The 23,829-nt window shown below is 40.5% G+C and carries 18 protein-coding genes, 2 pseudogenes and 1 riboswitch; of the genes and pseudogenes, 14 read left to right on the top strand and 6 right to left on the bottom strand.

The genetic code is table 11. The features are described 5' to 3' along the window. Position 1: 1 nt before the first annotated feature. Positions 2–109: riboswitch (SAM riboswitch) on the bottom strand. A gap of 62 nt (positions 110–171) precedes the next feature. Continuing rightward, entirely contained in the window at positions 172–1,368 is a 1,197-nt protein-coding gene (locus ACSVDJ_RS03935; protein ID WP_439170168.1) for a pyridoxal phosphate-dependent aminotransferase, read from the bottom strand. 99 nt (positions 1,369–1,467) lie between these two features. Between ACSVDJ_RS03935 and ACSVDJ_RS03930 the strand changes: the two genes are divergently transcribed. After that, positions 1,468–2,250, top strand: a complete 783-nt coding sequence (locus tag ACSVDJ_RS03930; protein WP_439170167.1) for a carbon-nitrogen family hydrolase — start codon at positions 1,468–1,470, stop codon at positions 2,248–2,250. A gap of 30 nt (positions 2,251–2,280) precedes the next feature. On the opposite strand, the gene metA is transcribed toward ACSVDJ_RS03930, so the two are convergent. Beyond that, positions 2,281–3,189 (bottom strand): homoserine O-acetyltransferase MetA, encoded by a 909-nt coding sequence (metA, locus tag ACSVDJ_RS03925; RefSeq protein WP_439170166.1) that lies wholly within the window; start codon positions 3,187–3,189, stop codon positions 2,281–2,283. Between the two features lie 128 nt (positions 3,190–3,317). Further along, positions 3,318–5,477 carry a DNA topoisomerase III gene (locus tag ACSVDJ_RS03920; RefSeq protein ID WP_439170165.1) on the bottom strand — a complete coding sequence of 720 codons (2,160 nt, stop codon included), beginning with the start codon at positions 5,475–5,477 and terminating at the stop codon, positions 3,318–3,320. A gap of 386 nt (positions 5,478–5,863) precedes the next feature. Between ACSVDJ_RS03920 and ACSVDJ_RS03915 the strand changes: the two genes are divergently transcribed. The 5 genes and pseudogenes from ACSVDJ_RS03915 (at position 5,864) to ACSVDJ_RS03895 (ending at position 11,367) form a co-directional block, all read left to right on the top strand. Then, positions 5,864–7,336 (top strand): DASS family sodium-coupled anion symporter, encoded by a 1,473-nt coding sequence (locus ACSVDJ_RS03915; protein ID WP_439170164.1) that lies wholly within the window; start codon positions 5,864–5,866, stop codon positions 7,334–7,336. A 270-nt stretch (positions 7,337–7,606) separates the two neighbouring features. Then, the gene (locus ACSVDJ_RS03910; protein ID WP_439170163.1) at positions 7,607–10,045 is read left to right on the top strand and encodes an EAL domain-containing protein; all 2,439 of its coding nucleotides are present in this window, start codon (positions 7,607–7,609) and stop codon (positions 10,043–10,045) included. Between the two features lie 30 nt (positions 10,046–10,075). Beyond that, the gene (locus tag ACSVDJ_RS03905) at positions 10,076–10,405 is read left to right on the top strand and encodes a protoglobin domain-containing protein (protein ID WP_439170162.1); all 330 of its coding nucleotides are present in this window, start codon (positions 10,076–10,078) and stop codon (positions 10,403–10,405) included. A gap of 5 nt (positions 10,406–10,410) precedes the next feature. Beyond that, positions 10,411–10,599 (top strand): annotated as a pseudogene (locus ACSVDJ_RS03900) (protoglobin domain-containing protein); the annotation flags it as partial. A gap of 123 nt (positions 10,600–10,722) precedes the next feature. Beyond that, complete coding sequence (locus tag ACSVDJ_RS03895) at positions 10,723–11,367, top strand: methyl-accepting chemotaxis protein (protein ID WP_439170258.1); 645 nt, start codon at positions 10,723–10,725, stop codon at positions 11,365–11,367. 205 nt (positions 11,368–11,572) lie between these two features. Here the strand turns inward: ACSVDJ_RS03895 and ACSVDJ_RS03890 are convergent, their stop codons facing one another. Beyond that, a complete protein-coding gene (locus ACSVDJ_RS03890; protein ID WP_439170161.1) occupies positions 11,573–13,873 on the bottom strand; it encodes a glycoside hydrolase family 31 protein in 2,301 nt (766 codons plus the stop codon). A gap of 292 nt (positions 13,874–14,165) precedes the next feature. Between ACSVDJ_RS03890 and ACSVDJ_RS03885 the strand changes: the two genes are divergently transcribed. The 4 genes from ACSVDJ_RS03885 to ACSVDJ_RS03870 all read left to right on the top strand — a co-directional run bounded on the left by ACSVDJ_RS03885 (position 14,166) and on the right by ACSVDJ_RS03870 (position 17,679). Continuing rightward, the gene (locus tag ACSVDJ_RS03885; protein WP_439170160.1) at positions 14,166–14,615 is read left to right on the top strand and encodes a C40 family peptidase; all 450 of its coding nucleotides are present in this window, start codon (positions 14,166–14,168) and stop codon (positions 14,613–14,615) included. A gap of 261 nt (positions 14,616–14,876) precedes the next feature. Beyond that, positions 14,877–15,323 carry a C40 family peptidase gene (locus tag ACSVDJ_RS03880; protein WP_439170257.1) on the top strand — a complete coding sequence of 149 codons (447 nt, stop codon included), beginning with the start codon at positions 14,877–14,879 and terminating at the stop codon, positions 15,321–15,323. A gap of 118 nt (positions 15,324–15,441) precedes the next feature. Continuing rightward, positions 15,442–16,998 (top strand): ABC-F family ATP-binding cassette domain-containing protein, encoded by a 1,557-nt coding sequence (locus ACSVDJ_RS03875; protein WP_439170159.1) that lies wholly within the window; start codon positions 15,442–15,444, stop codon positions 16,996–16,998. A 15-nt stretch (positions 16,999–17,013) separates the two neighbouring features. Beyond that, a complete protein-coding gene (locus ACSVDJ_RS03870) occupies positions 17,014–17,679 on the top strand; it encodes a Dph6-related ATP pyrophosphatase (protein ID WP_439170158.1) in 666 nt (221 codons plus the stop codon). Positions 17,680–17,740: 61 nt separating this feature from the next. Here the strand turns inward: ACSVDJ_RS03870 and ACSVDJ_RS03865 are convergent, their stop codons facing one another. After that, on the bottom strand, positions 17,741–18,883 hold the full coding sequence (locus tag ACSVDJ_RS03865) for a DEAD/DEAH box helicase (protein WP_439170157.1): 1,143 nt from the start codon (positions 18,881–18,883) through the stop codon (positions 17,741–17,743). A 254-nt stretch (positions 18,884–19,137) separates the two neighbouring features. Here ACSVDJ_RS03865 and ACSVDJ_RS03860 point away from each other — a divergent pair, with 254 nt between their 5' ends. From ACSVDJ_RS03860 to ACSVDJ_RS03850, 3 genes and pseudogenes are all read left to right on the top strand, one after another. Next, complete coding sequence (locus ACSVDJ_RS03860; protein WP_439170156.1) at positions 19,138–21,630, top strand: bifunctional diguanylate cyclase/phosphodiesterase; 2,493 nt, start codon at positions 19,138–19,140, stop codon at positions 21,628–21,630. A 16-nt stretch (positions 21,631–21,646) separates the two neighbouring features. Next, positions 21,647–21,751: pseudogene (locus ACSVDJ_RS03855) on the top strand (LUD domain-containing protein); the annotation flags it as partial. Positions 21,752–21,905: 154 nt separating this feature from the next. After that, on the top strand, positions 21,906–22,811 hold the full coding sequence (locus ACSVDJ_RS03850) for an EamA family transporter (protein WP_518620048.1): 906 nt from the start codon (positions 21,906–21,908) through the stop codon (positions 22,809–22,811). Between the two features lie 15 nt (positions 22,812–22,826). Here ACSVDJ_RS03850 and ACSVDJ_RS03845 read toward each other — a convergent pair whose 3' ends face one another. Next, positions 22,827–23,414 carry a DNA-3-methyladenine glycosylase gene (locus tag ACSVDJ_RS03845; RefSeq protein WP_439170154.1) on the bottom strand — a complete coding sequence of 196 codons (588 nt, stop codon included), beginning with the start codon at positions 23,412–23,414 and terminating at the stop codon, positions 22,827–22,829. Positions 23,415–23,504: 90 nt separating this feature from the next. Here ACSVDJ_RS03845 and ACSVDJ_RS03840 point away from each other — a divergent pair, with 90 nt between their 5' ends. Continuing rightward, entirely contained in the window at positions 23,505–23,813 is a 309-nt protein-coding gene (locus ACSVDJ_RS03840) for a DUF948 domain-containing protein (protein ID WP_439170153.1), read from the top strand. The last annotated feature ends 16 nt before the right edge of the window (positions 23,814–23,829 follow it).

The raw sequence follows: 23,829 nt of genomic DNA, 5'->3' as shown, positions 1-23,829 counted from the left end.
TTTCTTATCTCTCAGCCTAAGCTGCAAGAATTAGCACCGTGCCTAGCATATAGCTAAGTCGGTTGCCGGGCTTCATCGGGCTTGTCCCTCCACCTGCTCTTGATAAGATTACGTAAATATTTAATTATTTTTTAAAACGATCATTTTCAGTTAATTTGCATTATTGCATGTTTATGAAAAACTGTCAACTGTATGTTCAAAAATTTTCAGTCGCTCGATTCGATCAATCGCTTCTAAGATTCTTTCTTCCGAAACGACCAGCCCTGCGCGTACATACCCTTCTCCGTACTTTCCAAATCCCACACCTGGAGCGACGACTACATCCGCTTCCTTCAGCAACAGGTCACTAAATTGCTCCGATGTATAACCCTTCGGCACTTTTAACCACGAAAAAAAAGATCCTTCAGGCGCTTCTACTTCCCAGCCGATGCGATTCAACCCATCGATGAACAAATTGCGACGTCTTTCATACATCGCCTCTTGCTCCTTCACCCCTTGCTGCTCGCCAAGTAAAGCTGCGGCTGTCGCTTCTTGCACCGCTCCAAATAAACTGCAATGCAAATGATCTTGCAATAACTCCAGTGCCGCAATGACACTCGGGTTCCCAACCGCAAAGCCGACGCGCCACCCGGCCATATTATACGTTTTTGACATCGTATAAATTTCCAATCCGACCTCTTTCGCCCCTTCTACTTGTAAAAAGCTAACCGGCTTGTTGCCGTCAAAGCCAATAGCTCCATAAGCAAAATCGTGAACGACACATAAATCATGTTGATTAGCAAAGGCGATCGTTTCTGCAAAAAAAGCTTCATCTGCCATGGCTCCAGTCGGATTGTTCGGATAATTAATAAACAATAGCTTCGCCTGTTTGAGCACATCTTCAGGAATCTCCTCATAGCGAGGCAAATAACGATTTTCTTCCGTGAGCGGCATCATATACATCTCTGCCCCCGAAAGTGCCATCCCCGACCAATAGTCAGGATAGCCGGGATCAGGTACTAACGCGATATCGCCCGGATTTAACAGCACCTGTGGCAACTCCACAAGCCCCGCTTTCCCTCCGAATAAAACAGCAATTTCTGTCTCTGGATCAACCTCTACCCCATATTCTCGCTTGTAAAATTCGGCGCACGCTTCTTTCACATATGGAAATCCTTTAAATGGGGAATATTTATGATTCACCGGATTTTCAGCGGCTTTTTGCAAGGCCTTGATCATATGACTAGCTGGTGGCTGATCGGGACTTCCTTGCCCTAAATTAATCACATCTCGCCCTTCGTTGATCGCATCATTCACTTTTTTTCCAAGCTTCGCAAAAAACTGATCTGGCAATGCTTCTAGTAGCTTTGATTGCTCAAATTTTTTCATGCTATCACTTCTCTCACTTTTAAATTGTAGTAAATAATGTTATAACGAAAGATAAAGATTGTAAAGAATGAATTTTCAGACAGAAATGGGGCGTTGAAAGTGAAAATGAAGATTGCTTGTCTCCAAATGGATATTGCTTTTGGAGATCCGAACACCAATTATCAACGAGCAACACAATGGCTACAACAAGCAGCAGACCAAGGATGCGAGCTTGCGATACTACCAGAATTATGGACAACAGGATATGACTTAACCCGCTTGGATGAAATTGCTGATCACGAAGCACAGAAGGCGATTGATTTTTTGAGTGAGCAAGCGAAAAAACACCAAATGCATCTTGTCGCAGGGTCCGTGGCAAATCAAACAGCGGCTGGCGTCAAAAATACATTACTCGTCATCAACAAAGAAGGAACATTAGTCAAGAAATATAGCAAGCTTCACTTATTCCGCTTGATGGAGGAAGAGAAATTTTTACAAGCGGGCGATGAAGATGGCTTATTTACACTTGAAGATGAAACGATGGCAGCGTTTATTTGCTACGATATTCGCTTTCCCGAATGGCTACGAAAGCACGTATTAGCTGGTGCTAAAGTGCTATTTGTTCCCGCTGAATGGCCGCTCGCCCGCGTTGACCATTGGCGTACATTGCTCATAGCTCGGGCGATTGAAAACCAAGCATATGTCATCGGCTGCAACCGAAGCGGAGCTGATCCGAAAAATGTGTTTGCTGGTCATTCAATGATCATCGATCCGTGGGGCGAAATCATTGCCGAAGCTAGTGAGGCGGAACAATTGCTGATCGGGGAAATAGATTTGGCAAAAGTAGCAGAAATTCGCCAACGAATCCCTGTCTTTGAAGATCGCCGTCCATCGTTTTATTGAAAAAAGCCGGAGTATGCTCTCCGGTTTTTTTCATTCCCACTCGTATGGTGTTTCTTGATACACATAGTAGTTTAACCAGTTAGAAAATAACAAATGCGCATGTGAACGCCATTTGTTGACAGGTTTCTCTGTCGGATTATTGTCCGGGAAATAATTTTTTGGCGTCTCAATTTCAATCCCCTTCGCGACATCACGGCTATATTCTTCTGCCAATGTGTGTACATCATATTCTAAATGACCCGTGATCATAATTTGTTTTTCATCCTTTGACATGACAAGAAACGGACCTGCTTCCTCGGAAGAAGATAGAAGCATCAGTTCTTCATGAGCGCCAATCGACTCAATGTCAACATCAGTATAACGAGAAACAGGTGCATAAAACTCATCATCAAAGCCTCGTAATAGTTTCACTGTCGGCTCTGTCACCGTATGCTTATAAACGCCAGAGCATTTTTTCGGAAGCTCAAATTTTCCGATTCCGAAATGGTGATATAATGCAGCTTGAGCTCCCCAGCAAATGTGAAGAGACGAGGTGACATTCGTTTTTGCCCAGTTCATGATCTCCTCTAACTCTTGCCAATAATTCACGTCTTCGAACTCCATTAATTCCACTGGAGCCCCGGTAATAATTAAGCCATCAATTCGACGATGTTTCACTTCTTCAAACGTTGTGTAAAATTGCTCTAAATGCGATTTGCTCACATTTTTCGATTCATGAGTGGCTGTATATAAAAAGGAAACATTCACCTGAAGCGGCGTATTTCCTAATAAGCGCAGCAACTGTGCTTCTGTTTTTTCTTTTTCCGGCATTAAGTTCAAGATTAAAATATTCAACGGACGAATATCTTGACTGTGTGCACGGTCAACGTCCATTACGAAAATATTCTCTTTCTCTAGTATTTCAGTTGCCGGCAGTTGTCTTGGTATATTAATTGGCATATTCAAAACCTCCCCATATTTTTGAATTTTCAATAAACCATTATAGACCGCTCTGGCAAAAAAACACAAGAATTGTTTTGTACGGAAAGAGGGATGATCGTCAGCGATCATCCCTTTTCCGTACAAAATTAAAATTTCAATTTAGATAATGCATCTGCTAATGCCGTGTTGATTGGTTCGTCCTTGTTTTGCTTTTTCAAGTATTGGTTCACATCGCGCTTCGTTGCTTTACCGCCAGAGTCGTTTTTACGACGCTTTTGGAAGGCGGATAATTTTTCGCGATGACCGCATTTGCAGACGAAAATTTGACCTTCGCCTTCTCCACGCAGTTCTAGCTTTTTATGACAATTCGGGCAGCGAGCGTTCGTTAAACGAGCGACATTTTTGCGGTGGCCACATTCGCGATCTTGACAGACAAGCATTTTTCCTTTTTTGCCGTTCACTTCAAGTAACAGTTTTCCACAATCTGGACATCTCTTGCCTGTGATATTGTCATGCTTGAACGTTTTTTCACTCTGCTTAATTTCGTTAATGACTTGTTTCGTGTAGCCACGAATTTCTTGCATGAATTGCTGCGGCTTCAGCTTTCCTTTCGCAATCGCTTCAAGCTTCTGCTCCCAGTCGGCGGTTAACGCTGGCGATTGAAGTTCATCTGGAACTAATTGTAACAACTGCTTCCCTTTCGATGTAATAAAAATATCCTTGCCTTTTTTCTCGATTAAGAATGTATTAAACAGTTTTTCAATGATATCTGCTCTTGTCGCCACCGTACCGAGACCGCCTGTTCGGCTCAACGTTTGCTTGACGTCTTTGCTTTCAGCCTCCATATATTTCGCCGGATTTTCCATCGCCAACAACAACGTTCCTTCGTTAAAACGAGGAGGTGGACTTGTTTCACCTCGTGTCGCTGTCAATGAGACTACTTCGAACGTCTCACCTTGCTTCACTGCTGGTAACGAAGCTTCGTCATCCTCTTCTTTTCCGTACACTTCCTTCCAGCCAAGAGAAGTGATGACTTTCCCTTTCGCTGTGAAGATTTCCGAGCCGATTTTTGCTTCAACAGTTGTTTGTTCATACTCAAATGGTGGTAATAACACGGCTAAAAAGCGCTTCACGATTAAGTCGTAAATTTTCCGTTCTTTGTCGCTTAAATCGCTTAAAACAGCGGTTTGTTCAGTTGGTACAATTGCGTGGTGATCACTCACTTTAGCATCATTAATAAATGATTTATTCGCCTTAATCCCCCGCTTCAACACTTTGGCCGCATACCCTGTATATGGTCGGATTTCAACCGCTTCGACTCGCTCTTTCAACGTGTCCACCATATCACTTGATAAATAGCGAGAATCCGTTCGAGGATAGGTAACGAGCTTATATTGCTCATATAATTTTTGCATAATCGACAACGTTTCTTTCGCCGAAAAGCTAAAAAATTTATGCGCATCTCGTTGCAGCTCTGTTAAATCATACAGTTCAGGCGCAAAAGATTTCTTCGCCGCTTTTTTCACTTCAGTGACAACTGCTTCCTGACCGCGCAATCCTTTTAATAAGCTATCGCGCTTCTCTTCAGAAAACGTCTTCGTATCGTTTGACTTGGCATCCTTCCACGTCCATTTAATATCGCCAGCAAGCGCCGTAATACCGTAGTAGCTTTTTGGCTTGAAATTTTTGATTTCTTCTTCGCGCTTCGCAATCATTGCAATCGTTGGCGTTTGGACACGACCACATGAAAGTTGAGCATTGAATTTTGTCGTCAGCGCACGAGTCGCATTGATCCCAACAAGCCAATCCGCTTCAGCACGAGCGACAGCGGAACGATACAAATTCTCATATTCTCGCCCGTCTTTTAATTTTTTAAAACCTTCGCGGATCGCTTTATCTGTAACAGACGAAATCCATAAACGCTTGACCGGCTTTTTTACATGAGCCTTATCAATAATCCAGCGAGCGACTAGCTCTCCTTCGCGGCCCGCATCTGTTGCGATTACGATATCCTTCACATCTTTGCGATTCAACTGCGTTTTCACCGCTTGAAATTGCTTACCAGTTTTCTTAATGACAACTGTTTTTAAATGATCGGGCATTAGCGGAAGCTCCGCCAAATTCCACGTTTTATATTGATCGCCATACCCTTCTGGGTCAGCATGTGTCACTAAATGACCAAGTGCCCAAGTAACAATATATTGACTGCCTTCTAAACATCCGTTCCCTTTTTTGCCACAATTTAATACGCGAGCAATGTCTCGAGCGACAGATGGTTTTTCAGCTAAAACAACCGTTTTACTCATAAAAACATCCTTTCCTTTTTACCTTGCTTCATTATACCATTTCTTTTTACTTGAAGTCGGGCCTCTCTTCTGGCTTTCCGTTGTAGCCGTATTCTTTATGGGGAATGAACGACTAAATGTTCCTAAAAAGCAAAATTAATTTAATGAAAATAACGTTCGTCTAGTGATGAACGTTATTTTTTGTGAAGTAGGATTATTGAACTAATAAAATTTCTGCACATAAGATTTTCCACCTATAGATTTTCCAAAAAGCAACCCTTATTAAAAAATGTCAAAAAACGTTTACTTTTTTGTAAAAAATCAGTTAATGTTTTTCTAAAATAGTTTTTTCTTGATCATTTTGGTTTATAAAAGAAGTGAATACATACATATGAGGAGGAAACATCATGGGAACGTCAATTGACAAGAAGAATTTGAAATGGCTATGGGTTAGTCTCGCTTTTCTTGCTTTGATCGTGATTTTGTTAGTGCCCACACCTGCCGACTTACCGGAATCTGGACAGAGAGCACTTGCAATTCTCGCTTTCGCCGTCATTCTTTGGGTGACAGAAGCTGTATCCTACCAAGTAAGCGCCTTTATGATTATTGGATTAATTGCCATTTTACTAGGGCTCGCTCCGAGTATAGAAGATCCTTCTACTCCGCTTGGAACAAAAAATGCATTAAAGCTAGCTTTATCCGGCTTTAGTTCTTCTGCTGTGGCGCTCGTAGCCGGGGCCTTGTTTTTAGCAGCAGCGATGCAAGCAACGAATTTTCATAAACGGTTAGCGTTATTTATTTTATCTAAAGTTGGTTCAAAAACGAATAATATTGTGATCGGTGCCATCTTAGTGAGTATTGTCCTCGCTTTCTTCGTACCGAGTGCGACAGCTCGTGCCGGAGCAGTAATTCCAATTTTGCTCGGAATGGTCGCAGCCTTTGGATTAGCGAAGGAAAGTCGTTTAGCTGCTTTACTAGTGATCACCTCTGTACAAGCTGTTTCGATTTGGAACGTAGGAATTAAAACAGCCGCCGCTCAAAACATGGTTGGTTTAGAATTTATGGAAAAAGCGTTTGGAGAATCTTTTTCTTGGGCTGAATGGTTACTGTATGCTGGTCCATGGTCTGTGATCATGTCGATTCTTCTTTTCTTTGTTATGATTCGCGTCATTAAACCAGAAACAAGTGAAATTACAAATGGCGATGCACTAGTGAAGAAGCAACTGAAAGAACTCGGCCCATTAAAAGGTCCAGAAAGAAGATTGATTTTCATCTCTCTTGCTCTTTTATTCTTCTGGTCGACGGAAGAGTTGCTCCATCCATTTGATACATCAACAGTGACATTAATTGCAGTAGCGATTTTACTGACACCGAAAATAGGTGTGTTCGATTGGAAAACAGTCGAAAAACAAATTCCTTGGGGAACAATCGTTGTCTTCGCAGTAGGTATTTCACTCGGTGGAGTATTACTCCAAACGGAAGGTGCCGCTTGGCTCTCTAGCAAAGTGTTTGGTTCACTCGGCCTAGATTCAATGCCATTATTAAGCATCATTGCGATCTTGACTTTGTTCAACATTCTGATTCATCTCGGCTTCGCAAGTGCTACAAGCTTAGCTTCAGCATTAATACCGATCGTTATCGCTCTCGTTGCCACATTAAATGTCGACGTGAACGAACCTGGGTTTGTGTTAATCCAACAATTTGTCATTAGCTTTGGATTCTTATTACCTGTAAGTGCACCACAAAACATGCTTGCTTACGGAACAGGAACGTTTACAGTGAAAGACTTTTTAAAGGCGGGCATCCCGCTTACAATTGCCGCATACTTACTCATTATGCTATTTAGTATGACTTATTGGAAATGGATTGGATTACTTTAAATCATCTGTTAACATCCGGCGGAAGAAAAATATCTTCTTCCCCGGATGTTTTTTCATTATGAGTTGAACAGGTGTGCATATAGGCATTATTTCCTGTTAATATATATCTATTAATACACTACAAAAAGTCCCACTTTTAGAGATCTATGTATTGCTATTCGTAACGTTTTCTGTTATATATCAAAGGATAGACTATAATTAATAACTATTATCAACTAGAACTAAATAACTATACCGAAACATCAATAATGCGCAAGGAAGGGTTGAAGAATGATTAACAAAATTACAGATATTGTAGCTAACATAAAAGATATGGAACTTATTTTTCAAACTCTAAATGACACATCATTTTTTTTCATTACTGATGACCAAGGGGTCCTTCAGTTTACGAATACTGACTTTCAACAATTATCCCAACGGTCCGATGAACATCTAATTGGACAATCCATGTTTAACTATATGACCAAAGTACATCCAAAGACTCTATCTATACTGGATCACCCTACTGACGCCCAGAAATTACAAAGGGGCGAACTGCAACTAACCTCTACAGATGGTACTGCTTATTGGATTCATGTCACTAGGATTCCATTTCATCCGACTTCTCAGAAGAACAATTTTTTCCTTTGGATTGGTACTGACATGACGGAGCGAAAAAAAATAGATTGTTCTTTTTGTCGATCAGTAAAAGAATTACAGGATATTAAAAATGCACTAGATGAATCATCTATTGTCGCTATTACGACGAAGCAAGGGGTAATTACCGATGTAAACGATAAGTTCTGCGAAATCTCTAAATATAAACGGGAAGAACTGATTGGTAAAACTCATCGCGTCATTAATTCCGGGCATCATCCGAAATCTTTCTTTCAAGATATGTGGAATACGATTCAAGCGAAAAAAGTTTGGAAAGGGGAAGTAAAGAATCGGGCAAAGGATGGGACTGAATATTGGGTAAGTACGACGATTGTTCCGTTTCTCGACAATCAAGGAGAGCCCTATCAATTCGTGGCGATTCGCACCGATATTACTGACCGTATTCATGCCGAAAATGCCTTAGCAGAAGCTCTTCACAATGATTTTAGAAGAACAATTAAAAACTTGCAAAATTGTATATTTAAGATGAAGCATAATCAAGCGGGAGATATTGTGTTTAGCTTGTCTGAAGGGAAGATGGTGAAAAAATATCGTTTAACAACAGAACATATCGAAAATAAAACACCTTTTGATATCTTTCCAAACGAAGCTGCTAACACTTTAATATCGCATTTCTCTAAAGCATTTCAAGGAATCTACGTTAATTTTGAATTTACTTATTACCGCCGTAGCTTTGTCATTAATTTATCGCCCATTACCGAGAACGGCATCGTACAAGAGGTAGTTGGATCTGCGACCGATATAACGGATCGCAAAAGATATGAACGAACGATTTATCGGATGGCTCATTATGACGCTCTGACTGGCCTTCCTAACCGAACGATGTTTATAAAAGAATTAACGAATGCCCTTCAACAAGCGAAAACAACTGGAACTAAAATCGCTCTTATGTTTGTTGACCTCGATTACTTCAAGAAGATTAACGACACACTAGGTCATGCGGTAGGTGACTCTCTTCTCGTACAAGTGTCGCAACGGTTACAGAAGCAACTTAGAAAAGGAGATATTATTTCACGCTTTGGCGGCGATGAATTCGTTGTACTATTAAAAGATGTCAAGCGAGATGATGTAGACTTTGTAGCGAAAAGATTGCTAGCTAGCTTATCGATGAAGTTTGATTTCGATCGCACTGAAGTATATACATCACCAAGTATCGGTATTAGCATCTTTCCGGATCATGGAAAAGATCAAGAGTTGCTCCTTAAAAACGCGGATATCGCTATGTATGTAGCCAAACAGAATGGAAAAAATACCTACCAATTTTTTAACCAGGAGCTTCAAGATTCACTTACAAGAAAATTAATATTGGAAATCGATTTACGAAAAGCAATTAAAAAACAACAATTACAAGTGTATTATCAACCGAAAATTAGTACACTAACGAACGAAATTGTAGGGGCAGAAGCGCTAGTTCGTTGGTTTCACCCTGAGCTTGGCTTCATCAGTCCAGCAGAATTTATTCCGATCGCTGAAGAAAACGGTTTAATTTCCTCCATAGGAGATTGGGTATTAGCAACTGCTTGTCGACAAACAAAACAATGGCATGAACAAGGAAGAGAAAAATTAACCATTTCCGTAAACGTTTCTTTACGCCAATTTATGCAATCTAGTTTTGCCATGAAAGTACAACATATACTCAAAGAAACACAACTAGATGCTAAGTATTTAGAACTAGAAATCACGGAAAGTATGACAGTCGATGTAAATTTTGCCTTAACTATTTTACAACAACTGAAAAATCTAGGCATTCAGATTAGTATTGATGATTTTGGAACCGGATACAGCTCACTCAAACATTTAAGCGAGTTCCCTATCGATCTATTGAAAATTGACCAATCATTCGTTAAAGATTTAAATGAAAAAAATCAATCGATTATTAAAACGATTATTAATTTAGCTCATAACATGGGGCTTGCCGTCATTGCAGAAGGTGTAGAAACGAAGCAACACGCCACATTTTTAAAAGAGCAAATGTGCAATCAGCTACAAGGTTACTTCTTCAGTCGACCGGTGCCATCAGACGAGTTTAGCCAACTCATCTTTAAACATTGATGAGCTCAAATCATCGAGGAGATCATAAACATGAAATTATTCAAAAAGAAACAAGCCGTACACTCTTTGCATTCTAACATAGATTTATCATCTGTCGGGATTTTCATCCATCGCCAAGAGAGACTTGACCAGCTACAAATGATCCACTTAACAATAGAGGATTTACGCAATATTCGCTTATTAAAACCAACGATTGAACAAAATATCGAAGCAGTTGTGGAAGCCTTCTACTCAACAATTATGGCTGTCCCTCATTTAATGAACATAATTCAAAAGCATAGTACAACCGATCGACTTAGGCAAACGTTGCGTCATCATTTAATTGAACTGTTTGAAGGACGAATCGATGATGATTATTAAAACGAATGGGTGTGGCTCGCGTTCATCTCCGTATCGGCCTCTATCCGAAATGGTACATTGGCGCATTTCAAAACTTACAAACGACAATTGCAGAAATTATTTATCAACAGCAGCTTTCAATTGAAGAAGAACGCCGACTTATTTTGTCCGTCAATAAAATCTTAAACTTCGAGCAACAGATCGTTCTTGAAGAATTTGATAAAAGTTCAGAAAGAGAGATACAAGAAAAGCAAGAACAAGTGAAAGATACCGTTAAAACAGACATCGGTGAAATTGCTTTGGCGATTGAAGAAGAATTAACTTCAGCCACCTATACGATGACTAGCCTTATGCATAAAACAACAGAGCTAGGTGCGGAAGTGAGTGGAAGTATTCAACGCTCTTATGAAACGAAACAAACCTCTCAAGAAGGAATTGCTCAAATAGAAAAACTAGCAAACACATCAGAAACGATCACTAGTGAGACAAGCGGCATGGCAATGAAAATAGCTGATTTAAATACAGCCTCCAAACAAATCCAAGAAGTCGTGCAAATGGTAAAGGATATTGCCGATCAAACAAACCTTTTAGCCCTTAATTCAGCAATTGAAGCGGCGAGAGCAGGTGAACACGGCAAAGGCTTTGCCGTTGTAGCAGAAGAAGTCCGAAAACTAGCTGATCAAACGAAGCAATCCGTTGATCGAATTGCGACCTTAATTGAGCATTCCGGCAGTGTCACACAAGACGTCGTAGTCGCCATTGATAACGTTCAAAAGCTCGTGCTAGCTGGTCAAACAGAAAGCGAAAAATCAATGGAATCTTTCCGTCACATTATGTCCTCTATTGATTTAAGTATTGAAGACATTGAAAAATTCTCCACGCATATGACCGAACTACACCAAGTAGTTGAGTCAGTTGGCAAAGCCGCTAAAGAAGTGATGACAACATCGCAAAAACTGGATCATGCTTTAGCCATTTTATAATAATATTGTATAACACCTGACTCCCTTTACATTTGAGTCGGGTTTTTTAATCGATAAACAAAAGAAGCCGCTTCATAAAGAGGCAGTCCTTTATGAAACGGCTTTTCATTATATTCTATATCCAAATTCTTAAGAACCTTTTGCCTTTTGCTCTAATTTTTCAATCGCTTTAAGAACAGTCTCTCGATTCTTGGCAGCTTTTATCTTATAGTTGCTCTTTCCCATTAATCACTATTTTGCTCACTGACCCATGCACGTTAATGGAAACCTCTTTCCAATTAGGCTGATACGCTCCGTGTAATTCTTCTGTTTCAATATAGACGGTTTCGCCTCGTTTCCATGCTTTTAAGTGTAACTGAAAATAGTCACCTTCTTGATAAGCAAAGGTCTCGCCGTCGTCGTCGTACAATGTGTATTCGCTCACTTCCTCGCTCGGATAGACATGAATGCTTAATTGATCCACTGGTTTAAATGTATCAGCTTGCGGAAGAATGGTTCCTGCTTTGAGAAACAAAGGTAGCTCCTCCCATTTCGCTTCGACTAAAATATGCTTGCCTCCGCTCATTGATTCATCCGTCCAATAATTGATCCATTCCCCTTCTGGTAAATACACCACTCGATGATACGTATTAGGCGTCGTAATTGGAGCGACTAAAACATTCTCTCCAATGAAAAATTGATCGGCTAAATTAAAGGTGTTGGCATCGTCAGGATATTCCATTACGAGTGGTCGCATAACAGGCAAACCAATGACACTTGCCTCATGAAATAATGTGTAAAAATGCGGCAGCCAACGGTAGCGCAACTCAATATACTTTTTAACGATGGCTTCTGCTTCTTCTCCAAACGACCATGGCTCCTGATGAACCGTGCCTAAATTGGAGTGGTTGCGGAAATAAGGCATGAAGGCGCCAAGCTGCGTCCAACGAACAAGTAAGTCAGCATTAGTATCGTGGGCAAATCCACCAACGTCCGCTCCTGAAAACGGCACGCCGGACATGCCAAGATTCATACACATCGGCATCGACATTTGCAAATGCTCCCAGAAACTACGATTATCCCCTGTCCACACCGTTGCATATCGCTGTACACCGGCAAACCCGGCACGCGTTAACACGAACGGTCGTTTTCCATTTAATAATTTTTTCAATCCGCTATATGTCGCTTCTCCCATCAATAAACCGTACACGTTATGAAGCTCGCGATGCGTCTTTGAATAGCCATCATTATCATGCAAGACCGCTACATCCATCGTTTTCGTTTCATTAAATACAGCTGGCTCATTCATATCATTCCAAATGCCTTCTACTCCGAGATCGGTGTAAAATTTTTGCCACTCTCCCCACCATTCACGCGCGTCTTGATTCGTAAAATCGGGAAAAGCACTTTCTCCTGGCCAAACGTCACCGAAATAAATATCGCCTTCTGCATAACGGCAAAAATGTCCGGCTCGTACCCCTTCTAAATAAACGGGATATTCTGAGTCACGCTTCACCCCTGGATCAACAATCGGCACGACATGAATACCCGCAGCTTTTAATTCATCAATCAGCTGCTCCGGATTCGGAAAGCGATCCCGATTAAACGTAAATACCCGATAACCTTCCATATAATGAATATCTAAATAAATCGCATCGAGCGGAATGCCCTTTTCTTGAAAAGTGTGCACAAGCTCGCGAACTTCCGCTTCTGTTTTATAGCTATAGCGGGATTGATGATAACCGAGCGCCCATTTTGGCGGCAACGGCATCCGCCCTGTCAATCTTGCATATTGCTGAACGACATCCTTTGGAGAAGGACCTGCGATTACGTAATAATCAAGCTCGCCTCCAGCCGCTGAAAAGGAATAACGATCAGCCTCTTGCTTTAAGTCAAACACTGTTTCAAATGTATTATCAAAAAACAGACCGTGAGCTTGTCCATCTCGAACCGTCACAAAAAAGGGAATCGATTGATAAAGCGCATCCACTTCCGGGTTATGCGGAGCGAACACATCAGAATTCCACATCGTCATTTTTTCGCCACGCTTATCTAAAAAGCTCGTTTTTTCTCCGAACCCATAAAAATGATCGTCCTTTTCCATCTCTTTAAAACAGATGACTTCACCTGTGCGCCGACTCGCCATCCCTCGCTCTCCTTCATGAAGAAGCGTTCGTCCGCCAGCATCCGTCACTAGAAGTCGAAACGGTGAAAGAGTGATTTTGGCTGTTAATTTTTCAGCTGTTATGTACACGGCATCCGCTGTTTCTTTCACATCAAATGGCGCTTGTTCTTTTTTCATGATGACCGCAAAGCTTTGCTCCATCGTCGGAACATTCGTTGGATTCATCGTGACACGAAGCATTTCCTCGCAATAAAATTGCACGACAACATAACCATTTTGACAAATAAAGTGCACACCATCGGCTTTAGTCTGCCACTCTTTCACATTACCAACGTCATAAAACTTTTCTTCATCCATTTCCTTTTCTCGATCTGGGTGAATCGCAAAGCTTGTATCTTCCATTCCCGTACCCTCCTTATTTTCCTTTCACGCATACATTTCCTGTCTCTCCCTCCTTTTCCCTGCATCCATAACAAACTATTACAAAACTTTTTCATTGACTACATCATTTTTAACAGCGGAAAACGGGTACATAACAACTTTGTAATATCCTTGTAATATTATTTAAAGGAACTGTAACCTAGAAAACGACAATTTTCTGATATATTAGCTACAGAAGAAAAATTTACTACATAAATAAACAGACAGAATATATAAATGAAACGATAAGGGAAAGGAAACTAAGGTGAATCCAGTGAAAAAATTTCTAACAGTAACATTCAGTTCTTTACTATTAAGCGCAAGTTTACTTTTACCTACACAATCTGCAGATGCAGCGTATTCAAAAGAAAATGTCATAACAGAAGCGAAAAAGCATATCGGAACACCTTATAGATGGGGTGGAACGACACCGAAAGGATTCGATTGCTCTGGTTTTATCCAATACGCTCATAAGAAAAACGGCGTACAGCTACCTCGTACAGCAGCTCAAATGTACAAAAAAGGAACAAAAGTTGCTAAATCAAAAATGCAACCAGGAGATTTAATGTATTTCAGTACATATAAAAAAGGCGCTTCCCACGTTGGTATTTACTTAGGAAACAACCAATTTATCCATTCTGCTTCTAAAGGTGTACGTATTGATAAAGTAAGCAATTCTTATTGGACGAAAAAATATATCGGCTCTAAACGCCTAAACGATTAATACTAATAAACAGCCCAACTTCTTAACAGAAGTTGGGCTGTTTATTAGTTGGAAATGATCCTTCATATGATCCTCCTATTTCCTCTATTTAATAATTGTAATAATACTCCCTTCTTGTAACATTCCTTTAATATTATTTAATCGACCTGTAACCTATGAAACGACAATCTTCTGGTATATTAACTACAGAACAAAAACAAACGACATAAACAACGAGACAAAATATATAAAAAACACGGGAAAGGGTTTTAGGTGATTCAAGTGAAAAAGCTTTTGACAGTATTATTCAGTTCTTTACTATTAAGTGTAAGTTTACTATTACCAACTCAATCAGCAGATGCAGCGTCATATTCTAAGACAAACGTGATTAAAGAAGCGAAAAAACATATCGGTACTCCATATAGATGGGGTGGAACAACACCAAGAGGATTCGATTGCTCCGGGTTTATTCAATACACTCACAAGAAAAACGGTGTAAAACTTCCTCGTACAGCAGCTCAAATGTACAAAAAAGGAACAAAAGTTGCTAAATCAAAAATGCAACCAGGAGATTTAATGTATTTCAGTACATATAAAAAAGGCGCTTCCCATGTTGGTATTTATTTAGGAAACAACCAATTCATCCATTCTGCTTCTAAAGGTGTAAGAATTGATAAAGTGAGCAACTCTTACTGGAAGAAAAAATATATCGGCTCTAAACGCCTGTAATAGAACGGACTCCCCCGACTCCCTATTGGAAGTCGGGGATTTTTATTTTCTCTTCGCTTTCATATTTGATTATGTAGTAAAATGAGAACAGAAATATTACGAATGAGAGGATCTTATTATGAGTATTTTAACTGTCAATAATTTAAGTCATGGCTTCGGTGACCGAGCCATTTTTAATAATGTGTCATTTCGTTTGCTAAAAGGCGAGCATATTGGACTAATTGGAGCGAATGGAGAAGGAAAATCCACTTTCATGAATATCATTACGGGCGAACTCCAGCCCGATGAAGGAAAAGTCGCATGGTCCAAAAATGTCCGCGTCGGTTATTTAGATCAGCACGCTGTTCTTGAAAAAGGAATGACCATTCGTGACGTCTTAAAAACAGCTTTCCAATACTTATTCGATTTAGAAACAGAGATGAATGAGCTATTCGGAAAAATGGGTGAAGCATCTCCGGAAGAATTAGAAAAATTGCTAGAAGAAACCGGTACGCTACAAGATATGCTAACGAATAATGATTTCTACATTATCGATGCGAAAGTAGAGGAAATTGCCCGTGGTCTTGGTTTGGACGAAATTGGGCTAGATCGCGATGTTCATGATTTAAGTGGTGGACAACGAACAAAAGTATTACTAGCAAAGCTTCTGCTTGAAAAGCCTGACATTTTATTGCTAGATGAGCCGACAAACTATTTGGATGAGCAACATATTGAATGGTTAAAACGCTACTTACAAGAATATGAAAATGCCTTTATTTTAATTTCCCATGACATCCCGTTTTTAAATAGTGTCATTAACTTAATTTATCATATGGAAAATCAAGAATTGAACCGCTATGCCGGCACATACGATGAATTTTTAAAAGTGTACGAAATGAAAAAGCAACAGCTAGAAGCCGCCTATAAAAAGCAGCAGCAAGAAATTGCTGACTTAAAGGATTTTGTTGCCCGTAATAAAGCGCGAGTGTCGACACGAAATATGGCGATGTCTCGTCAGAAAAAGCTCGATAAAATGGACGTGATCGAACTAGCTTCTGAGCGACCAAAGCCAGAATTCCATTTTAAAGAAGGTCGCACATCGGGCAAGTTAATTTTTGAAACGAAAGATTTAGTGATCGGTTACAACGAGCCGCTCTCGAAGCCGTTGAATTTACGCATGGAGCGCGGCCAAAAAATCGCGCTAACAGGAGCAAACGGAATCGGGAAAACGACGCTTTTACGCAGTATTCTTGGCGAGATCAAACCGGTAGCTGGTCAAGTCGAACGCGGAGAGCATTTGCAAATCGGCTACTTCGAGCAAGAAGTGAAGTCGACGAATAATAACACGTGTATTGAAGAAGTGTGGTCAGAGTTCCCTTCATTTACTCAATATGAAGTGCGTGCCGCGTTGGCGAAATGCGGCTTAACGACGAAGCATATCGAAAGCAAAGTAAGCGTATTAAGCGGTGGAGAAAAAGCAAAAGTTCGACTTTGTAAATTGATTAATCAAGAAACCAACATTTTAGTCCTCGATGAGCCAACAAACCATTTAGATGTCGATGCAAAAGACGAGCTAAAACGAGCGTTAAAAGCTTATAAAGGAAGTATTTTGCTCATCTCCCATGAGCCTGAGTTTTACCAAGAAGTCGCAAACGAAGTATGGAATTGTGAAACTTGGACGACGAAAGTATTTTAATAAGGAAGTGATGATATGGGAAAACGAGTAGCTTTGTCATGGAGTGGCGGCAAAGATAGCTGCATGGCGCTTGATTTATTAGTGAAACAAGGCTATGAAGTCACTTGCTTAATTACGACGGTGCCGAAAGAAATCGGCCGCACCTTTGGTCATGATGAGAAGACGGAATTGATTGAGCGGCAAAGCAAAGCTCTCTCCCTCCCTCTTCATTTCGTCCGCTGTTCGCTCGATCGTTACACCGAGACATTCATTGAAGACTTGGCTCAATTGAAAGAAAAGTTTCAGCTAGATGGCATTGCCTTTGGTGATATTTATTTAGAAGGGCACCGTGAATGGGGCGAGAATGTCGCCGCTGCGGTTGAATTACCTGCTCTTTACCCGTTGTGGAGCAAAGAAGAAGACAGCTTACAGTTGTTACAAAATTTTATTCAATCAGGTTATCAAGCCGTTGTCATCCGCATTCGCACTGACGTCTTAGATGACACTTGGCTCGGTCGACAACTAGATGAGGACTTTTATGCCGACATCCAATCACAAGCCCTTTGTCCAATGGGCGAGCATGGCGAATTCCACACATTCGTTTATGACGGTCCGCTATTTCACCACCCTATTCAGCTAACACATGGAGAAATCATGACGAGCGAACGCAGCAAACGATTAGATATTTGTGCGAAGGTTTAAGGCCGACAAAAAAATCGCCCATCCTGTCAAAACAGGAGGGCGATTTTCTTATTGCATATTTTTATCTTCTCTCACCAGCATCGACTGGCTTACCTTTGTAAAATTGCTTCTTCTGCAATTGGATGCCGAGTTCTCTTGCTATTTTCTTCAGTTCGCGCTCTTCTCGTTCTGTGACGAGTGAGATGACTGTTCCCTCTGCACCAGAGCGACCTGTACGACCTGCGCGATGTGTGTATTGTGTGGCGTTCTTTGGCATATCAAAGTGGAGGACGTGTGTAAGTCTTTTAATATCCAATCCTCTTGCAGCAACGTCTGTTGCGAATAACAACGGCAGCTTACCTGCGCGGAATTGCTTCAAAGCCTTTTCTCTTTCTTGCTTATTTAAGTCACTATGCAAAATTCCATTAGCAAATCCGTTATAGTCTAATTTAGAAGCAAAGGCGTTGACTTCACCGATATCATTAATAAACGCCAAGACGCGCTCTGGTTCAAAGCCACGCATAACTCGTTCGACCATCACTTGTCGATCACGACGATCACAGACGAAGTAGAGGTGCTCAACTTTTGAAACGGGCATGTCCGCTTTCGTTACCTTGATCACTTCTGCCTCCTTCATCCACTGTTTCGCTGTCGCTTCTGTTTGAGCTGGCATTGTCGCTGAAAAAAGTACTAGCTGACGATCCCTCATCGTCGATTTAATAATTGTCTCTAAATTTTTAATATGCTCTGGCACTAATAGCTGATCCCCTTCATCGAGCACAAGTAATTTCACCTCATGCATTTTCAGCTTCTTCATTTGAATTAATTCTTGAATTCGCCCTGGTGTTCCAGCTACTACTTGCGGCTGTTTTTTCAGCTTTTCAACTTGACGTTTAACATTCGCTCCCCCGATTAAAGCAGCGCTTGAAATGCCCCCGCCCCACGCACGAATCTCATCGGAAATTTGCATAATTAATTCTCGGGATGAAGCTAGGATCACTGCTTGTACAGCCTTTTTATCCGGATCAACCTTCTCAAGTAACGGCAATAAATAAGCGAGCGTCTTCCCTGTTCCTGTCGGCGATTCAGCCAACACATCACGACCATCTAACATGAGGGGAACAGCTTTTTCCTGAATCGGTGTCGGCTCTGAGAATCCAGCCTTCTCCCACGCCTCCTGTAAAAATGGTTTCATTGTATTTAAAGCGGAAAATTTAGTTGTCATAATAGCTCCTTTAATTAAAACATCAGCCTTTACTGATGCAGTCTATACTTTCATTATGAAAAACTTTTGCCGTTTTCGCAATCCCTTGATGAAAAGTTGACAATAACTTGTAGGTTCAACGCCTTTCTTTTGTCAAACAGCGTGCCCCAAAATTATACGACACCATTTGACAAAATACTGACTTTTATACTATGTTATAAATGGAATATTTTTCGTTTTACCTATATAAAATAATATACATAGGAGCTAGAGTAATGGGTCAAAAGAGGGAGATTCGTTCAATTGCGATATTGCTGGGCGGTTTATTGTCAATTATCATTTTGTATCAATTAGACATGATTCATAAAAACCTTTTCATCGTTACTAATTTTCTTTCTTTTCATATGGCACTTGAACTTTTAAGTGTTGCTGTCGCCTTTGCGATTGCGTTACAAGGTTGGTTAATCTTTCCTCACACTTTATCGAAGCATCGTTTATTTATTTCTGCCGCCTTTTTAAGCATGGGGATATTTGACTTTTTTCACGTCCTTACTTATGAAGGAATGCCGTTTTTCCTGACAGCGAACTCAAGTCACTCTGCGATCTGGTTTTGGATAGTCGCTCGATTAACACTGGCATTTTCACTGTTAGCTGTTTATTCGCAAGAAGATCTCGTTATTAATAAAAGATTTCGGAATTATACATTTGCTCTATTTAGCTTGTATTCCTTAGTTATTAGCTTCGTCATTTTTACGTTTTCAGACAAGTTACCGCTGCTAATTATACAAGGAGTAGGCTTAAGCTCATTAAAAAAAGGAATAGAATACTTTATTTGTTTTCTATTTCTATGCACAATTATACTTATATTTGAAAAATATCGTGCCTATAAGAAAAAAGAATATTTACCTCTTATTATCGCTTTAAGTCTCAGTTTTTATAGCGAACTGATCTTCACTTTATATAATCATATGTATGATTGGATGAATTTACTCGGTCATTTCTTTAAAGTCGGCAGCTATTACTTTTTTCTTAAAGGCATCTATGTGGCAACGATTGAGAAACCATACTTAGAGCAGAAACAAATTCAGAAAGCATTAGAGGAAAGTGAACATCGTCTGAATACGATCGTAAATATGGTGCCGACTGGAATTACGATTACTAATACAGAAGGAAAGCATCTATTTATTAATCAAGCAGCAAAAAAAATGTTTGGCATTTTTAGCTACGATGAAATTCACCGCAATCGAATCAAAACATTGGCTGGAAAACCCTATCCAGAAGAAAAGCAAGCGATTAACCAAGTGAAAGCTACTGGTGAGTCCGTCTACGATGTTATGTATAAGTTGGAACAATTGAATGGTGAACATCGAATATTATCGATGAACGCCGTGCCGATTTTTGATAAGAATCAGGAAATGGTACAAATCATTAACTCAATTACTGATATGACCGAACAAATAGAAACACAAAATAAGGTCAATTTTTTAGCTTACTTTGATGAATTGACTGGTCTTCCTAATCGATTTCATTTAAAAAAACAACTTTCTGAAAGACTAGAATCTGAATGCAGCTTTTCTCTACTCGTTATTAATTTAAACAGGTTTAAACATATTAATGAATCGTTAGGGCGACAAATTGGGGACTTATTTTTAATCGAGGCGGCTAATCGATTACAAGCCTTTGCGTCTGACCAAGGGATGACGACCATTCGACTGACAGGAGATGAGTTTGCTCTCCTATGTGATACATGTGATTCAAATGACTGTGGAAAAGTCGACCTGTGTGCGAAGCAAATTGTCGATTTATTTCATTCCCCTTTCATTATTAAAGGGTTAAGAATGCGAGTTCACGTAACAGTAGGAGCAACATTTTCAACCGCAGCAGCAAATATAGACGAACTGCTAAATCAAGCGATGATGGCGATTACGGAAGCAAGAAAAATGAATCGTTCCATTATGATTTACAAATCGGAGATGGAGCAAAAAGCTTACGAACAGTTAGTATTAGAGAACGAATTAAGTCAAGCAATTGAGCGCAAGCAACTATCGTTACATTATCAGCCACAAATTGATCTCCAAACAGGACAATTAGTGGGAGCTGAAGCATTAATCCGCTGGCATCACCCGAAAAAGGGGATGATCTCTCCTGCAACGTTTATTCCTTTAGCGGAAAGTACCGGGTTGATCCTGCCAATCGGCACATGGGTCATTGAGGAAGCTTGCAGACAGCTAAGACAATGGTTGGATGATGGTCTTCCGAATATGCGGATCTCTGTCAATCTATCATTAAGACAGTTTTTCCAAAATGATTTAACTGAAGTCGTTTCTAATGCGCTACAGTCGTATCGTTTACAACCAGACCAGTTAGAATTAGAAATTACCGAAAGCATGACGTTAAATCTTGATCTTGCATTAAAAAAATTACATAAATTAAAGACACTTGGTGTTCAAATCGCTGTTGACGATTTCGGTACTGGTTATAGCTCATTAAGCTATTTACACCAATTCCCCGTCGATCGGCTGAAAATTGATCAATCCTTCGTTCAACATTTATTCGTTGAAAAGCACGGTGAAGCGATCGTCGAAACGATTCTTTCGATGGGGCAAAACTTAGGGCTTGAACTGATCGCTGAAGGAGTAGAAACAGAAGAACAAATGGCATTTTTAAAACAGCATCACTGTCACCAAGTGCAAGGCTATTACATAAGCAAACCGCTTCCAGCTAAAGAATTTAGTCAATTGGTACGGAATAGAGAATTGAGCAAATAAAGATTTTTCTACGCTACACTTTCTTACCGGACCGAGTAAAAGCGGCGATATCGAGCTACAAATGACGACCGGTGTCCACGGTCCTAAGCATGTATATGCGATTGTACGAACAGATGAATAGTCAAAAAGGGTCGGAAACTACTCCGACCCTTTCATCTATTTATTAACGGTAATCCCCATCATTCAGAGGAAAGGACGCTATTTTTATCAACAAGACGCCTGTATAATGTTAGTAGATAGAACGGAGGGCTATAGTGGGACATGCGCGGGTTTATATGATTCTAGTAAGTACGATGATGATTTGGGGAGTGAATGTGTCGCTCATTAAAATTTTAGTGGAGCATTTTCTACCTGTGACGATTACAGCGTTACGGATTTTCACGGCCTCACTAGCCGTGTTTTTGACACTTGCGATCACTAAGCAAATACGGCGACCTCAAGGAAAAGAATGGGGATATATTTTCGGCGGGGCGTTGTTAAGCGTTGTTTGTCATCATTATTTTTTAGCGGAAGGGTTAACGAAGACATCTGCGACGAACGCAGGGCTTATTTTAGGGCTAGGTCCGTTGCTGACGGCTCTGTTTGCCACTATCCTGCTAAAAGGAAAGCTCACGGTTGCCCGCTGGATTGGCTTTTTGCTTGGTGGAGCTGGTGTGAGCTTTACAGTCCTTGCTGGCAAAACAGGGATCAGCGCGATAACAGCTGGAGATATCGATATCTTCGTGGCAATTCTAACTCAGGCACTCAGTTTTATTTTGATAAAAAAAGCGTCAGCTACGCTTGATCCGCGGCTATTAACTGGATATATGCTGTTATTCGGGTCTATCATCCTTTTTATGATCAGCTTATGGATGGAGCCACAAGGTCTCGCTCATTTATCAGCTGCTCCTCCTTTTGTTTGGGTGGTGTTCTTCTTTTCAGCGATTATGGCAACTGCTTTCGGTCATATGATTTACAATTATGCCATCGGAAAAATTGGAGCGGCGGAAGCATCTATCTTTATGAACTTAAGCACCTTTTTTTCACTCGTTGGGGCAGCCGTGCTACTTGACGAAGCGTTGTTACCAGCACATTTGATTGGATTTATTTTGATCGTTTCTGGTGTCCTGCTAGGCTCAGGTTCGTTAGAGGAACTATGGCGACAGCGAAAACAAACGATCCAAATACAAAAGCGGAGCTGACATCAGCCTCCGCTTTTATCTTGAAACAAATGGATTACCTGTGATCCAAAAACGCCACGGATAGTCTTTCGCTTCCCCTGAGTTTTCAATCCCAATTCGTGGTCCGACAGAAATGTCTTCTGGCACGATCCCCTCTGCGATAAACAATGGGGACTCAGTGAATTTTCGCCCATAGTCCTCCATCGTAACACCCATCGCTTTCGTTAATTTTCCTGGCCCACTCGTCAAATTCTTCAATGGCATTACCCCCCGCCGCTCGAACATTAACTCTACGCCTTCAGATGGCTCTATCGCTCGAATGAGAACCACTTCCGGCTGATCGACTTCTCCACTAACGACATTCAACAAGCAATGCGTATGCATCACATACGTATACACATGACCCGCTTCTTGAAACATAATTTCCGTTCGTTTCGTGCGCCGATTATTAAAGCTATGAGCCGCTCGATCATGAGGCCCACGGTACGCTTCTGTTTCAACAATCCATCCTGCAGTCGTTCCTTCATTTGTTACTTTTACTAACTTGCACCCAAGCAACGCTTTTGCCAGCTGCAATGTTGGCTGCTGATAAAATTCTTTTTCAAACAGGCGATACGAATTCATTTTTTCTCTCCTTCTTTTACTTGAATGAATGGCAAAACATAGTCGAGTCCCTTACAATAAAGAGTAAAGAAATAAAAGGGAGGTCATCTTATGGCAATCATCGGCTGGGCGAGCTTAGCTATCTTTATTATAGCCATCTTTTATTTAGCTATCGCCGTCATAAGCACATTGAAAACGATGCAACCGAAATTAAATCGACTTCAATCTGCTTCAGAAAGAATCAACGAACAACAAATGAAGCTACAAACAGAAGTCCAAGCATTAACCGCCCATCAAGCAGGCATTCAGCAAGACATCGAACAAAAGAAAGAAATCGTCACACAAGTAATAGCCGAAGTGAAACAAACACCAGAGACCATCAAGCAATTAAACATCGCAGTGAAAAACAAACTATCTTAAACAAAATGGAGGCAAA

Origin of the sequence: Bacillus sp. Hm123 (genome assembly GCF_051842975.2) — a bacterium.
Lineage (GTDB): Bacteria > Bacillota > Bacilli > Bacillales > Domibacillaceae > Bacillus_CE.
This window is presented reverse-complemented; position numbering and strand designations above follow the sequence as displayed.

Excerpts from the sequence above, each read along its gene's own strand:
- ACSVDJ_RS03875 (WP_439170159.1), top strand. The coding sequence starts at position 15,442 with ATGAGTATTTTAACTGTCAATAATTTAAGTCATGGCTTCGGTGACCGA.
- ACSVDJ_RS03895 (WP_439170258.1), top strand. The coding sequence starts at position 10,723 with ATGACTAGCCTTATGCATAAAACAACAGAGCTAGGTGCGGAAGTGAGT.
- ACSVDJ_RS03905 (WP_439170162.1), top strand. The coding sequence starts at position 10,076 with ATGAAATTATTCAAAAAGAAACAAGCCGTACACTCTTTGCATTCTAAC.
- ACSVDJ_RS03920 (WP_439170165.1), bottom strand. The coding sequence starts at position 5,477 with ATGAGTAAAACGGTTGTTTTAGCTGAAAAACCATCTGTCGCTCGAGAC.
- ACSVDJ_RS03850 (WP_518620048.1), top strand. The coding sequence starts at position 21,906 with ATGATTCTAGTAAGTACGATGATGATTTGGGGAGTGAATGTGTCGCTC.
- ACSVDJ_RS03845 (WP_439170154.1), bottom strand. The coding sequence starts at position 23,414 with ATGAATTCGTATCGCCTGTTTGAAAAAGAATTTTATCAGCAGCCAACA.
- ACSVDJ_RS03915 (WP_439170164.1), top strand. The coding sequence starts at position 5,864 with ATGGGAACGTCAATTGACAAGAAGAATTTGAAATGGCTATGGGTTAGT.
- ACSVDJ_RS03840 (WP_439170153.1), top strand. The coding sequence starts at position 23,505 with ATGGCAATCATCGGCTGGGCGAGCTTAGCTATCTTTATTATAGCCATC.
- ACSVDJ_RS03910 (WP_439170163.1), top strand. The coding sequence starts at position 7,607 with ATGATTAACAAAATTACAGATATTGTAGCTAACATAAAAGATATGGAA.
- ACSVDJ_RS03890 (WP_439170161.1), bottom strand. The coding sequence starts at position 13,873 with ATGGAAGATACAAGCTTTGCGATTCACCCAGATCGAGAAAAGGAAATG.
- ACSVDJ_RS03935 (WP_439170168.1), bottom strand. The coding sequence starts at position 1,368 with ATGAAAAAATTTGAGCAATCAAAGCTACTAGAAGCATTGCCAGATCAG.
- ACSVDJ_RS03860 (WP_439170156.1), top strand. The coding sequence starts at position 19,138 with ATGGGTCAAAAGAGGGAGATTCGTTCAATTGCGATATTGCTGGGCGGT.
- metA (WP_439170166.1), bottom strand. The coding sequence starts at position 3,189 with ATGCCAATTAATATACCAAGACAACTGCCGGCAACTGAAATACTAGAG.
- ACSVDJ_RS03865 (WP_439170157.1), bottom strand. The coding sequence starts at position 18,883 with ATGACAACTAAATTTTCCGCTTTAAATACAATGAAACCATTTTTACAG.
- ACSVDJ_RS03870 (WP_439170158.1), top strand. The coding sequence starts at position 17,014 with ATGGGAAAACGAGTAGCTTTGTCATGGAGTGGCGGCAAAGATAGCTGC.